Origin of the sequence: Amycolatopsis sp. NPDC051071 (assembly GCF_040682875.1) — a bacterium.
Classification (GTDB): Bacteria; Actinomycetota; Actinomycetes; order Mycobacteriales; family Pseudonocardiaceae; genus Amycolatopsis.
Map to the genome: position 1 here is coordinate 75,628 of NZ_JBFBBY010000016.1, position 21,655 is coordinate 97,282.

The window sequence follows — 21,655 nt, forward strand, 5'->3', positions numbered from 1 at the left end:
CGCCGTGAAGGCCATCTTCAGGGACAGCGTCCCTCAAGATGGCCTTCACGGAAGGTCAGGCGCGCGGGAGATTAACCCGTTAGAGCTGACTGATGTCGAGCTTTCCCTCGGAGTGGAACGCCCGCAGCCGCTTCTTGTCGAATTTGCCGACACTGGTCTTGGGGACTTCGTCCACAAAGGTCCAGTTCTCCGGAAGCTGCCACTTCGCGACCTTGTCGGACAAGAACTCGCGCAGCTCCTCGGCTGTGACGCTCTCGCCTTCCTTGACCACGACGGCGACCAGCGGGCGCTCGTCCCACTTCTCGTCCGGGATGCCGACCACGGCCGCCTCGGCCACCGCTGGATGCGCCATCACCTGATTCTCCAGCTCCACCGAGGAGATCCACTCGCCGCCGGATTTGATGACGTCCTTCGCGCGGTCGGTCAGCGTGAGGTAACCGTCCGGGCTGATCTTGCCGACGTCGCCGGTACGCAGCCAGCCGTCGTGGAACTTCTCCGGGTCGGGTTCGTCACCGGTCGTGCCGCTGTAGTACGACGCCGCGATCCACGGGCCCCGCACTTCCAGCTCACCGACGCTTTCGTTGTCCCACGGCAGTTCCTCGCCGTTGTCGCCGATCAGCCGGGCACTGACGGACGCGGGGAACCGGCCTTGGGTGTAGCGGTACTCCCATGCCTTCTCGCCGGTCGCGGCGGCGGGCGGACGTGCGACGCTGCCCAGCGGCGACGTCTCGGTCATGCCCCAGGCGTGCAGGATCGGCACGTTGTAGCGGTCTTCGAAAGCGTGCATCAGCGACGGCGGCGCGGCCGAGCCGCCGACCACGACCTCGCGCAGATGCGAGATGTCCTGCGGGTTGGCGTCGAGGTGCGAGAGCAGGCCCTGCCAGATCGTCGGGACGGCGCCGGCGAAGGTCGGCTTCTCGACGGCGAGCATCTGTGCGATCGGGGCGGGCTGGAGGAACCGGTCCGGCATCAGCAGCGAGGCGCCGACCATCAATGCCGCGTACGGCATGCCCCACGCCATCGCGTGGAACATCGGGACGATCGCGAGGGCCTTGTCGTGCTGGGCCAGCCGCATGCTGTCGGTCATGGTGACCTGCATCGAGTGCAGCCAGATCGACCGGTGGGAGTACGCGACGCCCTTCGGGTCACCCGTGGTGCCCGAGGTGTAACACATCGCGGCCGCCGAGCGCTCGTCCACGTCGGGCCAGTCGAAGGTGTCGGGCTGGCCGGCGAGCAGTTCGGCGTAGGAGTGCACCTGGACGCCGTCGGGCGCCGGGAGGGTCGAGGCGTCGCCGTTGGCCACGATGACGTGACGCACGGTCTTCAGTTCGGGGAGCTGCTTCGCCAGCAGCGGGACCAGCGTGCCGTCGACGATGACGACGTGGTCCTCGGCGTGGTTGGCGACGAAGACCAGTTGCTCGGGGAAGAGCCGGATGTTCAACGTGTGCAGCACCGCGCCCATGGCGGGAATGGCCAGGTAGGCGGCCATATGCTCGGCGTTGTTCCACATGAAGGTGCCGACCCGCTGGTCACCGGTGACGCCGAGGCTCCGGAGGGCGTTGGCCAGCCGGGCGGCGTGCTTGCCGAGCTCACCGTAGGTCTCGCGCCGGGCTTCTGAACCGGTCCAGGTGATCACCTCGCTCTCGGAGTGCACCGTCGTGCCGTGGCGGAGCAGCCTGGCCAACGACAGCTGTCCGTCCTGCATCGTGCTCAACATCGCGTACTCCCGTGGTGCTCGTTCTCCAGTGAACCGAGGTGAGGCCGACTCTAATGCGGGTCGGGTGAAACGGTCATGGTCGGCGAAGGCAACCGTTCGGTCACAGTGTCGCGCTAACGGGTGGCCGCCGGTTCGGGTCAAGATCATCAATAATTCGTACTTTTCCTGCCATCAAACGGAAAATGGCTAACACTGTGAAGCGGCGGTATCGCTCATAAGGGTGATGAACGCCATCGAATCGGTGCCCGAATGGCGTGTTTCCGCAGGCTGGGGCGGGTTGCCCAGGCCGTGGTCGAGGGGTAATAAGTGCGTGTCGGTTTCACGGTCGCGGAACGGGTGGCGTTTACTGGGACCGTGGTACAGAGACGGCTGGCCAGCGCTTGCTCTTGCAAGCAAGGTAAAGGCCGTCGGCCGCGAAAGCGGAGACCTGAGATGAAAGGACTACTACGTTGGCTCTGCCCACGTTGACTCCGGAGCAGCGCGCCGATGCCCTCGCCAAGGCGGCTGAGGCTCGCAAAGCGCGCTCCGAGCTGCTTGCGTCGATCAAGTCCGGCAAGGAGAGCATCGACAAGGTGCTCAAGCAGGCCAAGGAGAACAAGACCATCGGCAAGACGAAGGTCACGCAGCTGCTGAAGGCCGTACCCGGTCTGGGCGCGGTCAAGGTCGCCGCCCTGCTGGAGCAGGCCGGGATCGACCCGGACCGGCGTGCCGCCGGCCTTGGTGAGCGGCAGCGCGAGGCCCTCCTCGAGGCGCTGAAGTAACGCTTCCGCCCCGGTCACAGGCTGTCCAGGGGAAAGTGTTGGCTGAGAGGCTGTTGCCCGGGCAACACTTTCCCCTGGTCTCAGCCGAAGGCTGGGACGCTGGTGAGGTGACGACCAGTACCGCACCGGCGACCCCGGCAGACCTGGCCGCCCGCTACGAGCGGGGCGACTTCCTCCTGGCCACGGCGCGGCACGCGCTCCTCGCGAGCGGTGTCGCGGCCACCGCGACCGACACCGATCCGGCGCGGCTGTCCCAGGCATTGCCTGGACTATTCGCCGACTCGGGTGCTCCGATCGCGGTCGGAGTGCTGCCCTTCGACACTCTTTCGACGCAGAGTCACCTGGTGCTGCCGCGCTCGGTGCGTCGCGCGTCGGCCGAACACGCGGCCGTCCCGAGGCGGTCCGCACTCCCGCAGCCGGTCAAGGTCACCCCGGTGCCCGAACCGGAGGCACATCTGGCCGCCGTCCGCGCGGCCGTCGCGGCGTTGAGCGACCGCGACCTGCGCAAGGTCGTCCTGGCCCGTGCGCTCGATCTCGACTTCTCCGAGGCCGTTCCGGTCGACGGCGTCGTCCGGAACCTGGCGAACGGGAACCCCCGGCACACCACCTACGCCGTGCAGCTGCCCGGCGGGCGCACGCTGGTCGGCGCCACCCCCGAACTCCTGCTGTCCCGCGCCGGCGGTTCGGTCCTGTCCCGGCCGCATGCCGGGTCGATGCCCCGGTCGGCGGATCCGGCAATCGACAAGGCCAATGGTGAGGCGCTTCTGGCGTCCGAAAAAGACCACCTCGAACATTCCGTCGTGATCGAATCCGTCGTCGAGATCCTGCGGCCGTTCTGCCGGGCGCTCGACGTCCGCGGCCCCGAACTGGTCTCGACGCCGGCGATCTGGCACCTTTCGACGACCGTCACCGGTGAGCTGATCGACCAGGACGTCACCGCACTCGACCTCGCCGCCGCACTGCATCCGACCCCCGCCGTCTGCGGTACGCCGACCGGCGCCGCGCGCACGCTGGTGCGGGAACTCGAACCGTTCGACCGCGCGTACTACGCGGGTGCCGTCGGCTGGGTCGACGCGGCCGGAGACGGCGAGTGGGCCGTCGGGATCCGGTGCGCGGAGATCGCCGACACCTCCATGCGGCTGTACGCCGGTGGTGGCATCGTGCCCGCGTCGGACCCCCAGACCGAACTCGACGAGACGTCGGCGAAGTTCCGCACCCTGCTCGCCGCCATGGGCCTGGAAATCTGACCCGCCCGCGTTTAGTCCTCTAGTTGCGGTAGTTGTACGTGCAAGTACCGCAACCAGAGGACTAAACGCGAGGGGCTTAGAGGGTCGCGAAGTCTTCGGAGACCGAGATTTCGTCGGAAGTGAGCAACGCGACGGCGGCCCGGTAGCCCTCGGACGCCTTCAGGTCCACGAGCCGCGTCCGCGCCGGGTCGAGGGCCGGGTCACCCGACGAGACCAGCCGCGCGGCCTCGTCGTACCCGGAGAACGTGATGCTCTGCAGTGGGATCTTCAGTCCCTTCCCGGTGGCCTTCATGACGGCTTCCTTGCGCGTCCAGTACGTGAAGAACGCCGTCGTCCGCTGCTCGGCGAGCAGTCCGGACACCGCCGCCTGCTCCGCCGGGCTCAGCGCGTACTCGATGAGCGAGTCGTCGGCTCGTCTGGTGGCCGTCTCGACGTCGAGGCCGACCGGGGTGCCCGCGGTGGCCGCGACGCCGATGAGGTCGCCGGAATGCGAGATCGACAGCATCAGCGCCGCACCGGGCACCCGGGGGCGGCCGTGTGGTTTGCCGCAGTCGTCGCAGGTCGCGTCGAAGGTGACGGCCTCGACGGCGAGGCCGAGCCGCTCGGCGGCGACCGTCTTCGCCAGGACGCGGCCGGTCAGGAACCGGCGTTTGTCGATGTCCTGGCGGTAACCGTCGTACCGGCCTTGTTCGAGGTCGTCGAGCAGCGCCAGGAACCGGGGCTCAGCGGACAGGGGCGGGGACCAGCGGACCGCACATTCGATCACGTCTCCTTTTTACCTGATCCGTACTGGTTCACTCGGGTGTTCTTTGAGTGGCGTCTTTACCCGATTCCGCACCGGCATCACCCGGATGTTCGTCAAGCAAGGTCGTTTCGTCGAACGGCGACTGCCCGTTCAGGGTCCGGTCCAGCTGTTCGCGGTCGATCTCGTTGGTCCAGGTGCCGATCAGGACGGTCGCGACGGCGTTACCCGCGAAGTTCGTCAGCGCGCGGGCCTCGGACATGAACCGGTCGATGCCGACGATGAAGCCGACGCCGTCCACCAGTTCCGGCCGGTGCGAGGACAACCCGCCCGCCAGCGTCGCGAGCCCCGCGCCGGTGACGCCCGCCGCCCCCTTCGAGGCGATGATCATGAACACCAGCAGGGAGATCTGCTCGCCGATGGCCAGTGGTTTGTCGAGGGCGTCGGCGATGAAGATGGACGCCATCGTCAGGTAGATCGCCGTGCCGTCGAGGTTGAACGAGTACCCGGTCGGCACGGTGATGCCGACTACCGATTTCGACACCCCGGCGTGCTCCATCTTCGCGATCAGCCTTGGCAGCGCCGACTCCGACGACGACGTCGACAGGATCAGCAGGAACTCCCGGCCGAGGTACTTCAGCAGTTTGAAGATGTTGACCTTGGCGAGCAGGCCGATGATCAGCCCGAGCACCACGAAGACGAACAGTCCGCAGGTGAGGTAGAAGCCGAGCATGATCACCGCGAGGCTCTGCAGTGCCTTCCAGCCGGTCTCGCCGACCACGGCGGCGATGGCGCCGAACGCGCCGATCGGGGCCGCCCACATGATCATCGCCAGTATCCGGAACACGAGCCGCTGGAGGTGTTCGATGCCGCGCCGGATCGGCTCGCCCTTGGTGCCCAGTTTCTGCAACGCGAACCCGGCGAGCAGCGCGACCAGCAGTGTCTGCAGCACTTCGCCCTCGGTGAACGCCGAGACCAGCGTCTTCGGGATGATCCCGAGCAGGAACTCGACGGTGCTCTCGCTCTTGGCGATCTGGTTCTGGCCCTTTTCGGCGATCTCCGGGGTCAGGTGCAGCCCGGCGCCGGGCTGCAGGAGGTTGCCGACGACCAGGCCGATGACCAGCGCGACCGTCGACATCACCAGGAAGTAGCCGATCGCGAGCCCGCCGACGCGGCCGACCTTCGCCGCCTTCGCCACGGAGCCGACGCCGAGCACGATCGTGCAGAAGATGATCGGCGAGATCATCATCTTGATCAGGTTCACGAAACCGGTGCCGAGCGGCCTCAGTTCCTTGCCGAGGGCGGGGAACAGGATGCCGACGGCGATGCCGAGCACCACCGCCACGATGACGGCGATATAGAGGTAATGGGTCCGGTCCCGCTTCGTCGCGGGTTCCTGGGAGGTCATGGGTGCCCTTCGACGAAGTGGGAACAGGTTGCGAAAACTTATGACAGTTCCTCGGCGTAGGACAACCGAAGCGGTACGCTGAGGTAAGCGAGCGCTTAGTGGTTGGTTTTGGAGGGCCGTCGAGACCCCGAAGGACCTCCGAAACCGACCACTTAGTCAATGCCGAACAGGAGCGGGCTGATCATGGATTTCTCTCTGAGCGTCGAGGAACGCGAGGTGCGCGACTGGGTCCGCACGTTCGTCCAGCGCGACCTGATGCCGCGCGAGCAGGAGGTGCTGCGCCGCGAACGTGCCGGTCAGCCGGGCCTCACCGGCGAAGAACTACGCGAACTCCAGCTCAAGGCCAAGGAGTCCGGCTTCTGGGGTGTCCAGACGCCGGAGGAGTACGGCGGCATGGGCTTGTCCGCGGTGATGACCGCGTTGCTGGAGGCCGAACTCGGCCGTACGTTCGTGCCGTTCCGCTTCGGCGGCGCGGCGGACAACATCCTTTACTACGCCAACGACGAGCAGAAGGAGCGCTACCTGCTCCCGACGATCTCGGGTGAGCGCAAGTCCTGCTTCGCGATCACCGAACCCGGCGCGGGCTCGGACGCCAAGGCCATCCGGACGTCGGCCCGCAAGGACGGCACCGACTGGGTCATCAACGGCGAGAAGACCTTCATCACCGGCGGTAACGAGGCCGACTTCGTCATGGTCTTCGCGATCACCGATCCGGAGAAGGGGGCGAACGGCGGCGTCACCTGCTTCCTCGTCGACCGCGACGCGGGCTGGAAGTCCGAGTACATCGACACCATGGGCGAATGGGGCCCGGCGGCGCTGGTCTTCGAGGACGTCCGCGTGCCGGAGACGCAGATTCTCGGCGAACTCGGCCACGGTTTCGACCTGGCCATGCAGTGGATCGGCGCGGGCCGCTATCTGCTGCCCGCCCGCGCGATCGGTTCGTGCGAGCGGCTGATCTCGATGGCCATCGAGCACGCCAACACGCGGGAGACGTTCGGGCAGAAGATCGCCGAGCGCCAGGCCATCCAGTGGATGATCGCGGATTCCGGCACCGAATTGGAGGCGCTGCGCTGGCTGGTGCTGCACGCGGCCTGGCAGGTCGACCAGAAGGTGGATTCGCGGCACGCGCAGTCGATGGCGAAGCTGTACGGCGGCGTGAAGGCGAACGAGATCGTCGACCGCGTCCTGCAGATCCACGGCGGAATGGGCTACACGCGGGAACTGCCGGTCGAGCGGTGGTACCGGGAACTGCGGCTGCTGCGGATCTACGAGGGCACCGACGAGATCCAGCGCCGGACCATCGCGCGCAACCTGCTGAAGGGGCACGTCAAGGTCGGCGGCACCCTGGGCTGAGTGCCTGCCCGAGTGCGATGAAGGGGACTTTCCTGGCAAAATTCGCCAGGAAAGTCCCCGTCAGACACGGCCTAGTCTTCCTTCTGGTTCCGCATCGCGATCGGGACCCCGGCCAGGTCCTCCTCGTTGCAGAGAAGCTTCACGTCGTAGTACGGCGAACCCTGGCGGTCGTCGTAATCGAGATGGACGGCCAGCACATCGACCGGCTCCCCAAGCCACTCCTGAGCCTGACGCAGCCACTTGGCACACCGTTCGAGTGCCGAGGGCAGGTCGTCGTCGCGAAATCCCACCGGGCGATACGGCACATCCTGTACCTGATCACGGGGGTTCGAAGGCACCGGCAACGCCGGCGAGAGACCCGAGTCGTCCAGTTCGAGTTGGATCGTTTGCTCAGTCACCCTTCGAGCGTCCCCCAGAGAAGCCGTCTGAGCAAGGCGTACCGACCTAAAGTCGCCGCTAAACGGGCACTCGCCACACTCCCGAGACCACTTCACGGCAGTTTTGCAACGCGGTGACGTCGAGGTGACTTGAGCAGCCTAGCGCCCGCAGGGCCAGTTCCGCGTAGTGCGAGGCCAGCTGGTCAAGGGTGAGCGGTCCCCGCGGTGAATACCATCGGGCGACCCCGCTGCACATCTCCACCAGTGCGAGCCGGGTCACGGACGGCTGGTCGGTGCGGAAGACGCCGGCCGTGACACCATCTTCGATGGCGTCCGCCCAAAGTCGTTCGTAGGCATCGCGCAGCCCGACCACCCCGGCCCTGGCTTCGGGCGTGAGCGCGTGGACCTCGTTGTCCACCACGCGGGTGTTATCCGGCTGGATGGCGTGGGCCAGTACATGCAGTGCCACCAGTGATCCGAGCCTGGACACCGGATCCGTGAGCCCGCTGGTCGCCTGCTCTGCCGCGTCGAGCAGCCGCCGCAGCGACTCGTCCATGATGGCCACCAGCAGATCTTCCTTGGTGCCCATGTAGTGGTACAGGCTGGCGGACGACAGTTCCGCCTCCTGGGCGAGGTCCCGGATGCCGGTACCGTGGAAACCCTTGGCGGCGAACAGTTTCACCGCGGCCTGGCGGACTCGTTCGCGGGTGCTCACAGCCATTCTCCGGTCGTCCTGTCCCACGATCCGGCACGGAGGTCTTCCGCCTTCTTCAATTCACCCTTGGCGACCCGTTCCGAGGACGTCATCGGAAGCTCGCTCGCGAAGGTCCAGAACCGGGGAACCTTGAAATAGGCCAGTTTCGCCGAGCAGAACTCCGCCAGTTCGGCCGGTTCACACTGGTGTCCCTCGTTTTCGTCGAGGACGACGTACGCCTTGACCTCTTCGCCGCGCAGGTCGTCCGGTACCGCGATGACCGCGGCGAGGCCGACCGCCGGATGGAGTTGCAGTGCCCGTTCGACCTCGTCGGCGGAGACGTTCTCGCCGCTGCGCCGGATCATGTCCTTGGTGCGGCCCACGTAGTACACGCGGCCTTCGCCGTCCATTGTGGCCAGGTCGCCGGTGTGGAACCAGCCGCCTTCGAACGCGCGTGCGGTCGCTTCGGCGTCGTTGTGGTAGCCGTGCATGAGCCCGACCCCGCGGATCAGCAGCTCGCCGGTTTTCCCACGCGGCAGCGGTTTCCCCGTGTCGTCCGCGACCATCACCTCGCGGGTGGGTGCGGGCCTGCCGAGGCAGCCGGTGCCGACCGTCTCCTCGTGATCCGCCGGGTACATCCGGATGTCGCCACCGGTTTCGGTCATCCCGAAGGCTTCGTACCAGGGGGTTCCCCAGCGGGTTTCGAGGGCCGCGTGCAGGTCGCGCGGGATGGCCGACGCGCAGATCGCCCGGACCTGATGTGCCTTGTCCAGTTCGCTTTCCGGCTGCCGCAGCAGGAGCGTGGGCATCAGGCCGAGGCAGTAGAACCAGGTGACGCCGTGCTCGCGGACCTTCTCCCAGAACGTCGACGGGTGGAACCGGTCGAGTACCACCAGTGTCGCGCCGCCCGCCAGCCCGAGTGCGACGTTCCACTGTGGATCGATGTAGTGGAACGGTTGCGCGGTCAGGATGACGTCGTCCTCGCCGACCGCCGGGAAGTCGGTGGCCAGGCTGATCGCGAGGGTCGTCCAGTACCGGTTCGGCAGCACGCAGCCCTTGGGCGCGCCGGTGGTTCCCGATGTGTACTGGATGTTGACCGGGCGCTCACCCTCGCTTTCAAAGGCCGGATCGCCGCCGGGATCGGTGAGTTCGCCGGGCGTGAGCACGCGCCTCAGCGACGTCTCCGGCGTGAGCTTGTTCAGCAGCTCCAGGAAGTCCTCGGCCACGACGGCGAACCTGGCACCGGAATGCCGGAGGACGTGGGCGCCGTCGAACTCGCGGTACCCGGTGTTGACCGGGACGAGCACCGCGCCGATCTTGGCCAGCGCCAGCCACAGCAACGGGAATTCGGGCTGGTTACGCAGCATCACCGCGACCCGGTCGCCCGGTTCCACGCCGAGTTCCCGGAGCGCGTTGGCGAACCCGGTGCTGCGCCTGTCGACGTCGGCGAAGGTCAGCCGTTCGCCGGTGACGTCGAAGATCCAGGCCGTCTTGTCCGGCCACAGCGTGGCGGCGCGGGTGGTCAAGCCGACGAGGGTGTCGATCCCGGCGAGTGAAGTCATGTACGGCTCCGGAAGGCTTCCGCTGAAGCGAGGACGGCGGCGGAGTGTTCGGTGATCAGCGCGTGGCTGACCTCGAGTTCGAGTGCGGCGTCGAGTGAACTGTCGATGCCGGAGTCGAGGGCGCGTTTGGCCATCGTGGCCGCGGCGGCCGGATGCGCGGCGATCCGGGTCGCCCAGCCGAGCGCGGTGTCCATCAGGTCGTCGGCCGGGACGACGGCGTTGACGAGCCCGAGTTCGCGCGCCTTCTCGCCGCTCACGCGCTCGCCCAGCAGCAGCAGTTCCTTGGCCTTCAGCGGGCCGACCAGCAGCGGCAGCAGCCGCGACGCCGCACCCGTGACGCTCAGGCCCAGCGAGACCTCGGGGAAGGCGAACACCGCGTTGTCCGCCGCGAGGATCAGGTCGCAGCCCATCGCGAACTCGGCACCCGCGCCGATCGCGTAGCCGTGGACAGCGGCGATGACGGGCTGGCGCAGCCCGCGAAGGCGGCGCGTCACGTCCTGCAACCGGTCGAGTCGCGGGCGTGAATCACCCTCCGGGGTGGGCTCCTTGAGGTCATGACCGGCGCAGAAAGCACGTCCCCGGCCGGCGAGGACAATCACCCGCGCGTCGGAGTGCGCGGCCGCGTCGAGGGCTTCCAGCAGGTCGTCGACCAGTTCGGTGACCACCGCGTTCAGGCGTTCGGGGCGGTTCAGCCAGATCACGGCGATGCCGTCGTCGAGTGCGTAGTCCACGGTGCTCATGAAGCCGAGCCTAGACGACCGATCGATCGATCGATAGGGTCGGATTCATGCGGGTCGACACGGTTTACGAGAACGCCCGGTTCCTCACCGGAGTCGCGGAATCCGAAGCAATCGCGGTGCTTAACGGAAGAATCGTCGCTATTGGCGCGGACGCTGCCGCGCTTTCCGCAGTACGCCGCGTCGATCTGGGTGGCACCGTCGTGGTGCCGGGTTTCCACGACGCGCACAACCACATGGCCTGGTTCGGGATGGCGCTCGACGACGTCCCGCTGTCGGATTGCCGCAGCGTGGACGAGGTGTACGACGCCGTCGCGCGGCGCGCCGCCGGGCTCCCGCCGGGTAGCTGGATCATCGGCAGCGGCTACGACCAGAACAAACTCGAAGGCGGGCATCCGACGAGGTACGGCCTCGACCGTGCCGCACCCGGTTTCCTCGTTCGGCTGAAGCACACGTCCGGGCATATGACGGTGGTCAACTCCGCGGTCTTGGAGCGGCTGGACCTGGCGAACGTGCCGGTGGGCGGCGACGTCGTCTGCGACGACGACGGCTCGCCGACCGGGCTGCTGCGGGAACAAGCGCAGCTGCTGCTGCGGCCGCTGACGTACCCGACGCCGGTGGAAGCCGTCGCGCGTGGGCTGGACAGGGCGAGCGAGCGGTATCTCTCCGAAGGGATCACGAGCGTCCAGGAAGCCGGTATCGGCGGGGGGCTGGTGGGGGAGACCCCCGCCGAACTCGCCGCCTACCAGCTGGCGCGCGACCGCGGCGTGCTGCGGGTGCGGAGCACGGTGATGGTCGCGGCGAGTGTGCTGCACGAGCTGGATGCGGGGGCGCGTTCCGAGGCACGCCTTCCCGCCGAGGAGCCATCAGCGCTGTACGGGCTTGACCTGGGAATGCGTACTGGCTTCGGTGACGAATGGCTGCGGATCGGCGCGATGAAGTTGTTCGCCGACGGTTCCCTGATCGGCCGGACCTGCGCGATGCACGAACCGTTCGCCGGGGAGCCGGACAACGTCGGCTACTTCCAGGTGCCCGAAGACGAGATCGCGCGGACGATCGCCGCCGCGCACCGGGCAGGCTGGCAGATCGCGACGCACGCCATCGGCGACCGCGCGATCACCCTGGTCCTCGACGCCTACGAAGCCGCGCTGAAAGCCGACCCCCGGCCGGATCACCGGCACCGCATCGAACACTGCGCGGTGCTGCGGCCAGAGGAGCTGAAACGGCTGGCCTCGCTGGGGCTGATCGCGTCGCCGCAGGGCCGGTTCGTCAACGAGATCGGCGACGGTATGCGTGCCGCGCTCGGCCCGGAACGCGAGCCGTGGTGCTACCGGCTCAAAACCGTCCTCGACGCCGGTTGTGTCCTGCCCGCCAGCTCGGACCGCCCGGTCGTCGACGGCGCGCCGCTGCTCGGACTCGCCGACATGGTCCGGCGGAAGACCGCGTCCGGCGTGGTGCTGGGCCCCGAGGAACGGCTCACCCCGGCGGAAGCCTTGCGTGCCTACACCTATGGCTCCGCGTATGCCGCTTTCGCCGAAAAGGACCTCGGCACGCTGCTGCCCGGCAAACTCGCCGACTTCGCCGTCCTCTCGGCGGACCCGACCGACGAGTCCACTTTGGATTCGATCCACGTCGTCGCCACCGCCGTCGGCGGCGACATCGTCTACGAACGGAGCTGAGACCCATGCCGGTACGGGACGCTGTCGCGGACGACATCGAGGAGATCTGCGCGCTCATCGAGGAGCACGCGGTCTACGAGGACAAACACGACCTGAAGCTGGACCGCCAGGAGATGGCCGGGTTCCTCTTCGGGCCCGCTCCGAAGGCATGGGTGCTGCTCGCCACCCCGCCGGACGAGCCGGGCGAGGTCGCCGGCTTCGCCTTCTGCAGCTGGAACTTCTCCACCTGGGAGGCCAGGCCCGGGATCTGGCTCGACGACCTCTTCGTACGCCCGGAGCACCGGCGTTTCGGTCTCGGCCGGGAGCTGCTCGACGAGCTCGCCGCCCGCACCCCCGGCCGGGTCGAATGGGACATGCAGGAGGGCAACGAGAAGGGCGAGGCGTTCTACGCCCAGCTCGGCGCGGAGCAGGTCCCCGGCTGGATCCGGTACCGCTGGCGACCCCACGCTGGGTGAGCCGTCCGTGAATGGCAAGCCGTAAACTCACCGGCATGGGTGAAGGGGCAAACCGCAGGTCGTCGTCCGTTGAGGACTACGTCCGGGTGATCTACGGGCTGGTGGAACGCGGTGAGGCCGTCACCAACACGTCGCTGGCCGGTCGGCTGGAAGTCAGCCCGTCGTCGGCGTCCGGCATGGTCACGAAGCTGTCCCAGCTCGGGCTGGTCGCGCACGTGCCGTACCGCGGGATCGAACTGACCGCCGAGGGCAGGCAACTCGCCCGCTCGGTGCTCCGCCGTCACCGGCTCATCGAGACCTACCTGGTGTCCGAGCTCGGCTACACCTGGGACGAGGTGCACGCCGAAGCCGACGCGCTGGAGCACGCCGTGTCGGACAGGCTCGTCGAGCGGATCGCGGCGAAACTCGGCAACCCGGTGCGCGACCCACACGGCGACCCCATCCCCGCCGCCGACGGCAGCGTCGAGGAGCTGCCGATGCGCATCCTCGACGATCTGCCGCCCGGCGCGGTCGGTGAGATCGTCCGGGTCTGGGACACCGACCCGGAGCTGCTGAGGTATCTCACCGAGCACGCCATCAACCTCGGCGAGCGGATCGAGGTCGTCGAGCGCCAGCCGTTCGGCGGTCCGATGGTGGTCAAGGTCGGCTCGCCGCCGGACGCGGCGACGCATGCCATCGGCAAGGAGATCGCGCAGGCGTTGTCCGTCGCGGTGCGCTAAAGTCCACTGTGGACACATTTCGGCCGGGACCGGCGGTGGGAATTTTCCCTACGTCCCTGCATAATTCGGCTCTTCGGCACATCACCCACATGCCGCGTGGATAGGTGATCTAAGGCCCTTCCGATCATGTGTGCTCCCGCCTAGGCTGCGCTTTTCCGGGTGGCTAGCGAGTTTGCGAAGGCGATGACAATGACCGGTCAGCGGACACACACCATCGACCGGGGGGTGGCGGAAGGACGTGAACTCAGGCGGCTGTTGGAAAGCGGGCCGTTCGCGGATGCTCTCAGAGCCGCGATCAGGGCGCGGGGACTCGGTCTCGACCGGATCCGGTACCGGCTGCGCGGGCGGGGCTGTTCGATCAGCCTCGCGACGCTGAGCCACTGGCAGTCCGGGCGCTGCCGTCCCGAACGGCCGGAATCCCTGCTGGTGCTGAAGAACCTCGAAGAGATCCTCGGGGTGCCGTCGGAGGCGCTGTCGAGGCTTTTGGGGCCACCGCGTGGCCACGCCACCCGGTGTACGGTGCCCGGCGAGGGCCTGGTGATGCAGCGAGGAACGTGAGGAGAACCGGTGCGGGCGGTCGTCTTCGAGGAGTTCGGGGTGCTGCCCGAGGTACGCGAGGTGCCGGATCCGGTGGCCGCGCCGGGCGGGGTGGTGATCGCACTCGACGCGACCGGGGTGTGCCGCAGCGACTGGCACTCCTGGCAGGGACACGACACCTCCGTCAAGTTGCCGCACGTCGCCGGGCACGAACTCGCCGGCCGGATCGCCTCACTCGGTGACGGCGTCCGCGGCTGGTCGGTGGGTGACCGGGTGACCGTCCCGTTCGTCTGCGCCTGCGGGACCTGCGCTCAATGCGCGGCCGGTGACCAGCAGATCTGCGACCGCGAGTTCCAGCCGGGCGCGACCCACTGGGGTTCGTTCGCGGAGTACGTCGCCATCGAGAACGCCGAGGTCAACCTCGTGGCGCTGCCGGACTCGCTGGCGGGAGCGGAAGCGGCCGCGCTGGGCTGCCGGTTCGGGACCGCGTTCCGCGCGGTGCTGCGCCAGGGCGCGGTGCGGCCCGGCCAGTGGGTCGCCGTCCACGGCTGCGGTGGGGTCGGGATCTCGGCGATCCTGCTGGCCGTCGCCGCCGGGGCGTCGGTCGTCGCCGTCGACCCGTCTCCGCAGGCCAGGGCGTTGGCGACGCGGATGGGTGCCGCGGTGACCGTGGACCCTTCCGCCTTCGACGGCCATGAAGCCGTCGCCACGCATGTCCGCGAGCTGACCGGCGGCGGCGCTCACGTGTCGCTCGACTGCCTCGGCTCGCCGAGCACCTGCGCGGCGTCGATCGGCGGCCTGCGGAAACGGGGACGGCACGTCCAGGCCGGTCTCATGCCACCCGCGCAGGGCGTCGCGCCGATCCCGATGCACCGGGTGATCGGCGGCGAACTGGAGATCGTCGGCATCCACGGGCTCCAGGCGCACGAGTATCCGGAGATGCTGCGTGTCGTGGAAACCGCCGGAATCGACCTCGCAGCGATGATCGGCAAGCGGGTCGGCCTCGACGACGTCCCCGCAGTCCTGGCGTCGATGAACAATCCGGTGCCCGCGCAGGCCGGTGTGACCGTGGTTCTCTTCTGACGGTGATTCCGCGTGACCGGCCGTACGCACTGTGGTCAACCGGCCGATCGGAGTAGCCCGAAAGGTGGCTTCAGGTCGGATCTTGTGACACCTTGTCCGATGTGACAATTGTCGAGGTTCCGTCTCACACCCTTTATAGACGGGTACTGGCGTGGTTCGCCGCGGCCGGTGTCATGGTGCGGGGCCACCGGATCATCGGCGCGCGTCCTGGTTCAATCGACGGGTGGACGCACTGATCCCTCGCCCTCGGGCCGAAGTCGCGCCCGGTGCGGTGCACGTCCCCGACTGGCTCGACCTCGACGAGCAACGTCGCCTGGTCGAAGCCTGCCGCGGCTGGCGTGGCTACCGGCAGGCACGGCTGCCGAACGGCGGCGTGATGTCCGTCCGGACGGTCTGTCTCGGCTGGCACTGGTACCCGTACCGGTATTCGCGGGTGACCGATGACGGCTCCCCGGTGCTTCCGTTCCCTTCGTGGCTGGGCGATCTCGGGCGGCGGGCGGTAACCGAGGCCTACGGGTCTTCTTTGTATGACCCCGACATCGCGCTGGTGAACTTCTACGACTCCGCCGCGAAAATGGGGATGCACCAGGACAAGGACGAGGCCTCGCTGGAGCCCGTGGTGTCGCTGAGCCTGGGGGACGCTTGCGTCTTCCGGTTCGGGAACACGGCGAACCGCGGGCGGCCGTACACCGACGTCGACCTGCGGTCGGGAGATTTGTTCGTGTTCGGCGGGGAGTCGAGGCTGGCTTTCCACGGGGTGCCTCGGGTGTTGCCGGGAAGTGCCGATCCTGAGTTGGGGTTGGCTGGGCGATTGAACATCACTTTGCGGGTTTCGGGCCTTGGTTGATTAAGCGCTCTTCGCGCTCTTAAGTTCGCTTCGCTTCTTTCTCGACCCTTCGCTGCTTCCTCTACGTATTCGCCATGTGGTCTTTTGCTGCCCTTCTGGATGAACTCCTGCGCACTTGGTGGTTACTCTAAACAGGCTAGCACATATGTTCGAACAGGTGTATCGTCAGAGTTATGACCAGCGAAGACGCGCTCCCCAAGTTCACCTACCTCGACCCCACCAACACCCGGGAGGCAACATCATGCACTGCGGACATAGGCCGACCACACGACCGCAATTAGTCGGCTACTTGCGAATTCGCCGACCCGGCGGCCCACACCGGCAAGTAGTCGACTAAACGCGAAGGATCACCCCAGGCGGAATCGCACCCGTTGCCCCGGCCGCACCTGTGCGGCCAGATCCAAATCGGCTTCGTCGACCACGGCGAGCACCGGGTAGCCCCCGGTCACCGGATGGTCCGCGAGGAACAAGATCGGCTGCCCAGAAGGAGGAATCTGCAACGCGCCGGGCACGGCGGCCTCGGGCGGCAACTCGCCACCGCGTGCCCGCGAAAGCTCAGGCCCCTCAAGCCGCACGCCCACCCGATCGACATCGGGGGTGGCGACGAACGGAGAACCGACCAAAGTGGACAGTGCTTCGGGAACAAACCAATCAAGCCGCGGTCCTGGCGTCACCCGCAAGACCGGCTCGGCCGGAAGGGCGGCACGAGGAGCGAGGTCGACACCGGGATGATCCAGCACCCGTTGTCCCACCGGCAAGGTCATACCCGCCGACAGTGCGGGCGGGCCCAGTTTGCCGAGGGTGTCGGTGGCACGTGCGCCCAGCACCGTGGGGACGTCGATGCCGCCGCGCACGGCGACGTAGCACCGCAAACCTTGGGAGGCCATGCCGAGTACGAGTTCTTCACCCGCGCGCATGAACACCGGCGAGCCGGGGCCCGCGGCGCGACCGCCCGCGGTGATCGAGCAGGGCGCGCCGGTGACGGCGACGGTCGCGGGCGAGGAGAACCGCAGGACGAGACCGCCGAGAACGACTTCGAGAGCTGCGTTCTCCTCGGGGTTCCCGACCAGCCGGTTGGCCAGGCGCAACGAGCCCCGGTCGGCGGCGCCGGACCGGCCGACGCCGATCGCGGCCAGGCCGGGGCGCCCGAGATCCTGCACAGTGGTGAAGATCCCGGGCCGGACGACTTCGATCTTCGACGTCATCGGCGTGAGAGGTCCGAAGAGCCCGAGAACCGGATTCGCGTCCCCGGCGTCAACAGGTTCGGCGGGTCCCGCTCGACGTCCCACACCGGCAGCGTGGTCCGCCCGATCAGCTGCCAGCCGCCGGGTGAGGCGTGCGGGTACACCGCCGTGTACTCGCCGGCGATCGCGACGGAACCGGCCGGGACCCGGGTGCGTGGGCTCGACCGGCGGGGCATGTGGAGTGCGGGGTCGAGGCCGGTCAGGTAGGCGAAACCCGGTGCGAAGCCGCAAAAAGCCGACACGTAGGTGCCGTCCTCGTGCCGCCGGACGACGGCCTCGGCGGACAGGCCGGCGGCGGCCGCCACGTCCGCGAGGTCCGGGCCGTCGTACCGCACCGGGACGACGATCTCGGCGGCTTCACGCGGCGCTATGTCCACAGTAGACCGGTCCAGGATCGAACCGGCGAGACGGTCATGATGGGTCCGGCCAGGGTCGAACCGGACGAGCAGGGTCCGGGCGGCCGGGACCAGTTCGACGACGCCGTCCGGTGGATCCTGCTCCAGTGACGCGTGCAGCCCGAGCACCTCCGACGGGTCGTCGAAGTCGACCATGGCCGCACGCGCCCCGTAGGGCAGCACTCGCATCACGCGGCCTCGAGGAACGATCCGAGGTGGACACTCGAATTGCCGAGACCCGCGCGGATCCGTCGCGCCAGTTCGACGGCGCCCGGGGTGTCGCCGTGTACGCACAGTGAATCGGGCTTGAGCGCGAGCTCGGTACCGTCCTCGGCGACGACCTTGCCGGCGGTCGCCATCGCGACCGCCCGGTCGGCGACCTCGTCGGCGTCGTGCAGGACAGCGCCAGGCAGTTTCCGGGACACCAGAAGGCCTTTTGGCGTGTACGCGCGGTCCGCGAACGCCTCGGCATACGCGGGGAACCCGGCTTTTTCGGCTTGCTTGGCCATTTCCGAGTTCGGCGGGCACAGCAGCGCGAGCGCGGGGTAGAACCGCCGGATCCCTTCGACCACCGCGGCCGCCTGCTCCGGATCCACGGAAGCGGTGTTGTACAAGGCCCCGTGCGGTTTGACGTAGCGCACCCGGGTGCCGGCGGCCCGCGCGAACGCGTCGAGCGCGCCGATTTGGTAGAGCACGTCGTCGGTCAGGTCGGCGGGGGCGACGTCCATCGCCCGCCGCCCGAACCCGGCCAGATCGCGGTAAGCCACGTGGGCGCCGATGACGACGCCCCGCTCCGCCGCGCGTTCGCAGACACGCCGCATCACCGACGGATCACCGGCGTGGAAGCCACAAGCGACGTTCGCGCTGGTGACGATGTCGAGCATGGCGTCGTCGTCGCCCATTTTCCAGGCGCCGAAACCCTCGCCGAGGTCACTGTTGAGATCCATCAGACCACCCGGAATTCACTGTCGAGCTTGTCGGTCACGAACATGTAGCCCGGCGCGTGCGTGATCGCGAACGGCGGCCGTGAAGCCATCAGCGCCGCCTGCGGAGTGACACCGCACGCCCAGAACACCGGCACGTCGCCGGGATCCGCGTCGACCGGGTCGCCGAAATCGGGTTTGCCGAGATCGGTGATGCCGAGCGCCCCGGGGTCGCCGATGTGCACGGGCGCACCGTGCACGGCCGGCATCCCGCGGGTGATGCGGACGGCGTCGTCGACGCGGTCTTCGGGGATCTGCCGCATCGAGACGACCATCGGCCCGTGCAGCCGCCCGGCCGGGACGCATGCGCGGTTCGTCACGTACATCGCCACGTTGCGGCCCTGGTCGACGTGCCGCAACGGGATCCCCTCCGCGGCCAAAGCCGCTTCGAAGGTGAAGCTGCAGCCGATCGAGAACGCGACCATGTCGCTGCGCCACAGCCCGCTCGCGTCGGTGATCTCGCCGGACAGGGCGCCGTTCTGCCAGACGCGGTAGCGCGGCAGGTCGGTGCGCAGATCCGCGCCCGGTGCCAGCCGCGTCGACGGGTCGCCGGGGTCGCTGACGTCGAGGACCGGGCAAGGCTGCGAATTCCGCTGGCAGAACAGCAGGACGTCGTACGCCCAGTCCTCGGGGACGGCGATCAGGTTGGTCTGGGTGAAGCCGTGTGCCCAGCCGGTGGTCGGCCGGGCCGTGCCCGCGCGGAACAGGGCGCGAGCTTCGCCAGGGGTCGTCGTCGCCGGTTCGTCGAAGGTGGTCATCGCGGTGCCTCCTCTTCCGATTGTCGTCACAACAGCTCGCGACCGCGAGTTTCGGGCAGGCCGAGCAGTGCCAGCGCGGCGATGCCGTAGCCGACCGCGCCGAACACCATCGCACCGCCGGCGCCGAGGAAGCCGACCACGGCGGGGAACGTCGCGCCGACGGCCCGGCCGAGGTTGTAGGTGAAGCCCTGCCCGGTCCCGCGCAGCGCCGACGGGTACAGCTCGGCGAGGAAGGCGCCGAACCCGCTGAAGATCGCGGACATCGAGAACCCGAGCGGGAAGCCGAGGAACAACACGAGGGTGTTCGCGCCCGGTGGGATCTGGGTGTAGGCGACGATCAGTGCCGCCGACAGTACGGAGAACAGCAAGAAGGTCTTCTTACGCCCCAAGAGATCCGTGAGATAGCCGCCGGTGATGTACCCGATGAAGGCGCCGGAGATGAGGAACGCGAGATAGCCGCCGGTGCCGATGACGGTGAGGCCGCGGGTGGTCTTCAGGTAGCTGGGCAGCCAGGTCGCGAGGGTGTAGTAGCCGCCCTGGACACCGGTGGCGAGCAGTGCGGCGTAGAACGTCGTGCGCAGCAGGTCCGGCTTGAAGATGCCCTTGAACGAACCGCGTTCCTTCTTGGCGGCCCGGGCGGCTTCGGCGACAGGGGCGTCCTGGACGTTGCGGCGGACCCACAGCACCAGCAGCGCGGGGATGACACCGGTCCAGAACATGACGCGCCAGGCGATGTCCGGGCTGAACAGGCTGAAGACGACCGTGTAGACGACCACCGACAGCGCCCAGCCGACCGCCCACGCACTCTGGACGAAGGCGACCGTGCGGCCGCGGTAACGGGCCTGCGAGTACTCCGCCACCAGCGCGGCGCCGGCCGCCCACTCGCCACCGAAGCCGAGGCCCTGCAGGGCGCGGAAGATCAGGAGCGTTTCGAAGTTCGGCGCGAAGCCGCAGAGCACGGTGAAGATCGTGTACATCGCGATGGTGATCTGGAGGGTGCGCACGCGTCCGATGCGGTCGGCGAGGACGCCCGCGCCGATGCCGCCGATCGCCGAGACCACCAGCGTCGTCGTGCCGAGCAGGCCCGCTTCGCCGCCGGAGAGGCCGTAGTAGGCGGTGATCGCGGCCAGGCCCAGCGGCAGGGTCTGGTAGTCGAACGAGTCGAGGCCGTACCCACCGAACGCGCCGACAAAGGCCCGGCGGCCTCGCGAACCGAGCGTGCGGAACCAAGCGAAGGGGCGTGTGTCTTCGGTAGTGGCTGTCGCGTTCATCGGCACCTCCAGAGGGTGAATCCCATCGTGGCACGGGTCACATGGCTAGCAACTGTAGGTATTGTTCAACAATTCCACAAGAGGATCCTTGGCTTGCCCTCTTGTCCGTAGGTAGGATCGATCACGTGACGATCGCGGAGGATGGCCCGGCCTCGGTGCGAGGACTCGAAGCGGATCGCGGCATGATCAGCCGCACCAGCACCGCCGAGCGGGTCGCCGGCGTGCTGCGCACGCGGATCGCCGAGGGTTTCTTCCTGCCGGGGGTGCGGCTGTCGGAGCAGGACATCGGTTCGGCGCTCGGTGTCTCCCGCAACACGCTGCGTGAGGCGTTCCGGCTGCTCACGCATGAGCGGCTGCTGGCGCACGAGCTCAACCGCGGCGTCTTCGTGCGGGTGCTCAGCGCCGAGGACGTCGTCGACCTCTACAAGGTGCGCAAGGTTGTCGAGTGCTCAGCGGTCCGCAGGGTGACGGAGAAGCCGCCGACGTTCGCGAAACTCGCGCGGATGGTCGAGGACGGCAAGCTCGCCGAGCGGCGTGAACGCTGGCAAGACCTCGGCACCGCGAATATCCGGTTCCACTCGGCGATCGCGGAACTCGGTGGCAGCGAACGGATCGACGAGCTGATGCGGGGCATCTTCGCCGAACTCCGGCTGGTGTTCCACATGATGGCCGATCCGCGGCGCTTCTACGAGCCGTACCTCAAGCGCAACGTCGAGATCCTCGAACGTATCGAGGCAGGCGACGGCGCCGGTGCCGAAGCGCTACTGGCGCGGTACCTCGACGACGCCGAAAACCAGCTCGTCGAGGCCTACGCCGAACGCGCCGACCAACGCGTTTAGTCCTCTGGTTGCGGTAGTTCCGAGTGCGAACCACCGCAACCAGAGGACTAATTGAGGGGTAAGGCAAACGTGGCGTGGCGGATTTGGCGGCGGCAGCGGGCTCGCCAGTGTCCGGGCGCTCCTGGACTATCCACAAAGGACGCTTTTCGGGATTCGAGTGTCCAGTTTGAGCAATGTGCGCGGTTTCGGGAGGGGGTCGTGAGTGATAAGGGTCGTTCTAACGACGGGAGGCGCTCACGGTCGTCCT

22 protein-coding genes are annotated in these 21,655 nt (G+C 67.9%); 10 read left to right on the forward strand and 12 right to left on the reverse strand.

Going from position 1 to position 21,655, the window contains the following annotated elements; all coding sequences use genetic code 11:
* Positions 1-79: 79 nt before the first annotated feature.
* Positions 80-1,717: a long-chain fatty acid--CoA ligase gene (locus AB0M65_RS08470; RefSeq protein WP_364023484.1), complete on the reverse strand. Its 1,638-nt coding sequence runs from the start codon at positions 1,715-1,717 to the stop codon at positions 80-82.
* Between the two features lie 449 nt (positions 1,718-2,166).
* Here AB0M65_RS08470 and mihF point away from each other — a divergent pair, with 449 nt between their 5' ends.
* On the forward strand, positions 2,167-2,478 hold the full coding sequence (gene mihF / locus AB0M65_RS08475) for an integration host factor, actinobacterial type (protein ID WP_005155963.1): 312 nt from the start codon (positions 2,167-2,169) through the stop codon (positions 2,476-2,478).
* 107 nt (positions 2,479-2,585) lie between these two features.
* Positions 2,586-3,725 carry an isochorismate synthase gene (locus tag AB0M65_RS08480; RefSeq protein ID WP_364023487.1) on the forward strand — a complete coding sequence of 380 codons (1,140 nt, stop codon included), beginning with the start codon at positions 2,586-2,588 and terminating at the stop codon, positions 3,723-3,725.
* A gap of 76 nt (positions 3,726-3,801) precedes the next feature.
* On the opposite strand, the gene AB0M65_RS08485 is transcribed toward AB0M65_RS08480, so the two are convergent.
* A complete protein-coding gene (locus tag AB0M65_RS08485; protein WP_364023490.1) occupies positions 3,802-4,491 on the reverse strand; it encodes a 4'-phosphopantetheinyl transferase superfamily protein in 690 nt (229 codons plus the stop codon).
* A 28-nt stretch (positions 4,492-4,519) separates the two neighbouring features.
* Positions 4,520-5,875, reverse strand: coding sequence for a cation:dicarboxylase symporter family transporter (locus AB0M65_RS08490; protein WP_364023493.1), 1,356 nt, complete (start codon positions 5,873-5,875; stop codon positions 4,520-4,522).
* Between the two features lie 183 nt (positions 5,876-6,058).
* On the opposite strand from AB0M65_RS08490, the gene AB0M65_RS08495 reads away from it, so the two are divergent.
* Entirely contained in the window at positions 6,059-7,228 is a 1,170-nt protein-coding gene (locus AB0M65_RS08495; RefSeq protein ID WP_364023495.1) for an acyl-CoA dehydrogenase family protein, read from the forward strand.
* A 71-nt stretch (positions 7,229-7,299) separates the two neighbouring features.
* Here AB0M65_RS08495 and AB0M65_RS08500 read toward each other — a convergent pair whose 3' ends face one another.
* Genes AB0M65_RS08500 through AB0M65_RS08515 form a run of 4 tightly spaced genes read right to left on the reverse strand, consistent with a single transcriptional unit; the run spans position 7,300 to position 10,601 of the window.
* A complete protein-coding gene (locus tag AB0M65_RS08500) occupies positions 7,300-7,626 on the reverse strand; it encodes a hypothetical protein (RefSeq protein WP_364023498.1) in 327 nt (108 codons plus the stop codon).
* Positions 7,627-7,684: 58 nt separating this feature from the next.
* Entirely contained in the window at positions 7,685-8,326 is a 642-nt protein-coding gene (locus AB0M65_RS08505; protein WP_364023501.1) for a TetR/AcrR family transcriptional regulator, read from the reverse strand.
* Complete coding sequence (locus AB0M65_RS08510; protein WP_364023504.1) at positions 8,317-9,861, reverse strand: ATP-dependent acyl-CoA ligase; 1,545 nt, start codon at positions 9,859-9,861, stop codon at positions 8,317-8,319. The genes AB0M65_RS08505 and AB0M65_RS08510 overlap by 10 nt, the downstream gene beginning before the upstream one ends.
* Positions 9,858-10,601, reverse strand: coding sequence for an enoyl-CoA hydratase/isomerase family protein (locus AB0M65_RS08515; RefSeq protein WP_364023507.1), 744 nt, complete (start codon positions 10,599-10,601; stop codon positions 9,858-9,860). Before AB0M65_RS08515 ends, AB0M65_RS08510 begins: the two co-directional genes overlap by 4 nt.
* A gap of 47 nt (positions 10,602-10,648) precedes the next feature.
* Between AB0M65_RS08515 and AB0M65_RS08520 the strand changes: the two genes are divergently transcribed.
* From AB0M65_RS08520 to AB0M65_RS08545, 6 genes are all read left to right on the forward strand, one after another.
* The gene (locus AB0M65_RS08520) at positions 10,649-12,277 is read left to right on the forward strand and encodes an amidohydrolase (RefSeq protein WP_364023510.1); all 1,629 of its coding nucleotides are present in this window, start codon (positions 10,649-10,651) and stop codon (positions 12,275-12,277) included.
* Between the two features lie 5 nt (positions 12,278-12,282).
* Positions 12,283-12,732 (forward strand): GNAT family N-acetyltransferase, encoded by a 450-nt coding sequence (locus AB0M65_RS08525; protein WP_364023513.1) that lies wholly within the window; start codon positions 12,283-12,285, stop codon positions 12,730-12,732.
* 35 nt (positions 12,733-12,767) lie between these two features.
* Positions 12,768-13,451, forward strand: coding sequence for a metal-dependent transcriptional regulator (locus AB0M65_RS08530; RefSeq protein ID WP_364023516.1), 684 nt, complete (start codon positions 12,768-12,770; stop codon positions 13,449-13,451).
* Between the two features lie 183 nt (positions 13,452-13,634).
* A complete protein-coding gene (locus tag AB0M65_RS08535) occupies positions 13,635-14,009 on the forward strand; it encodes a transcriptional regulator (protein WP_364023558.1) in 375 nt (124 codons plus the stop codon).
* Between the two features lie 9 nt (positions 14,010-14,018).
* Positions 14,019-15,071 (forward strand): alcohol dehydrogenase catalytic domain-containing protein, encoded by a 1,053-nt coding sequence (locus AB0M65_RS08540; protein ID WP_364023519.1) that lies wholly within the window; start codon positions 14,019-14,021, stop codon positions 15,069-15,071.
* Between the two features lie 223 nt (positions 15,072-15,294).
* The gene (locus tag AB0M65_RS08545) at positions 15,295-15,918 is read left to right on the forward strand and encodes an alpha-ketoglutarate-dependent dioxygenase AlkB (RefSeq protein ID WP_364023522.1); all 624 of its coding nucleotides are present in this window, start codon (positions 15,295-15,297) and stop codon (positions 15,916-15,918) included.
* 347 nt (positions 15,919-16,265) lie between these two features.
* On the opposite strand, the gene AB0M65_RS08550 is transcribed toward AB0M65_RS08545, so the two are convergent.
* Genes AB0M65_RS08550 through AB0M65_RS08570 form a run of 5 tightly spaced genes read right to left on the reverse strand, consistent with a single transcriptional unit; the run spans position 16,266 to position 20,569 of the window.
* The gene (locus AB0M65_RS08550; protein ID WP_364023525.1) at positions 16,266-17,123 is read right to left on the reverse strand and encodes a biotin-dependent carboxyltransferase family protein; all 858 of its coding nucleotides are present in this window, start codon (positions 17,121-17,123) and stop codon (positions 16,266-16,268) included.
* Positions 17,120-17,746: a 5-oxoprolinase subunit PxpB gene (pxpB, locus tag AB0M65_RS08555; protein WP_364023528.1), complete on the reverse strand. Its 627-nt coding sequence runs from the start codon at positions 17,744-17,746 to the stop codon at positions 17,120-17,122. Before pxpB ends, AB0M65_RS08550 begins: the two co-directional genes overlap by 4 nt.
* Positions 17,746-18,504, reverse strand: a complete 759-nt coding sequence (locus tag AB0M65_RS08560) for a 5-oxoprolinase subunit PxpA (protein WP_364023531.1) — start codon at positions 18,502-18,504, stop codon at positions 17,746-17,748. The genes pxpB and AB0M65_RS08560 overlap by 1 nt, the downstream gene beginning before the upstream one ends.
* A complete protein-coding gene (locus AB0M65_RS08565; protein WP_364023534.1) occupies positions 18,504-19,298 on the reverse strand; it encodes a putative hydro-lyase in 795 nt (264 codons plus the stop codon). The genes AB0M65_RS08560 and AB0M65_RS08565 overlap by 1 nt, the downstream gene beginning before the upstream one ends.
* 26 nt (positions 19,299-19,324) lie before the next feature.
* Positions 19,325-20,569: an MFS transporter gene (locus AB0M65_RS08570; RefSeq protein WP_364023537.1), complete on the reverse strand. Its 1,245-nt coding sequence runs from the start codon at positions 20,567-20,569 to the stop codon at positions 19,325-19,327.
* A 182-nt stretch (positions 20,570-20,751) separates the two neighbouring features.
* Between AB0M65_RS08570 and AB0M65_RS08575 the strand changes: the two genes are divergently transcribed.
* Positions 20,752-21,408 carry a GntR family transcriptional regulator gene (locus AB0M65_RS08575; protein ID WP_364023560.1) on the forward strand — a complete coding sequence of 219 codons (657 nt, stop codon included), beginning with the start codon at positions 20,752-20,754 and terminating at the stop codon, positions 21,406-21,408.
* Positions 21,409-21,655 lie beyond the last annotated feature (247 nt).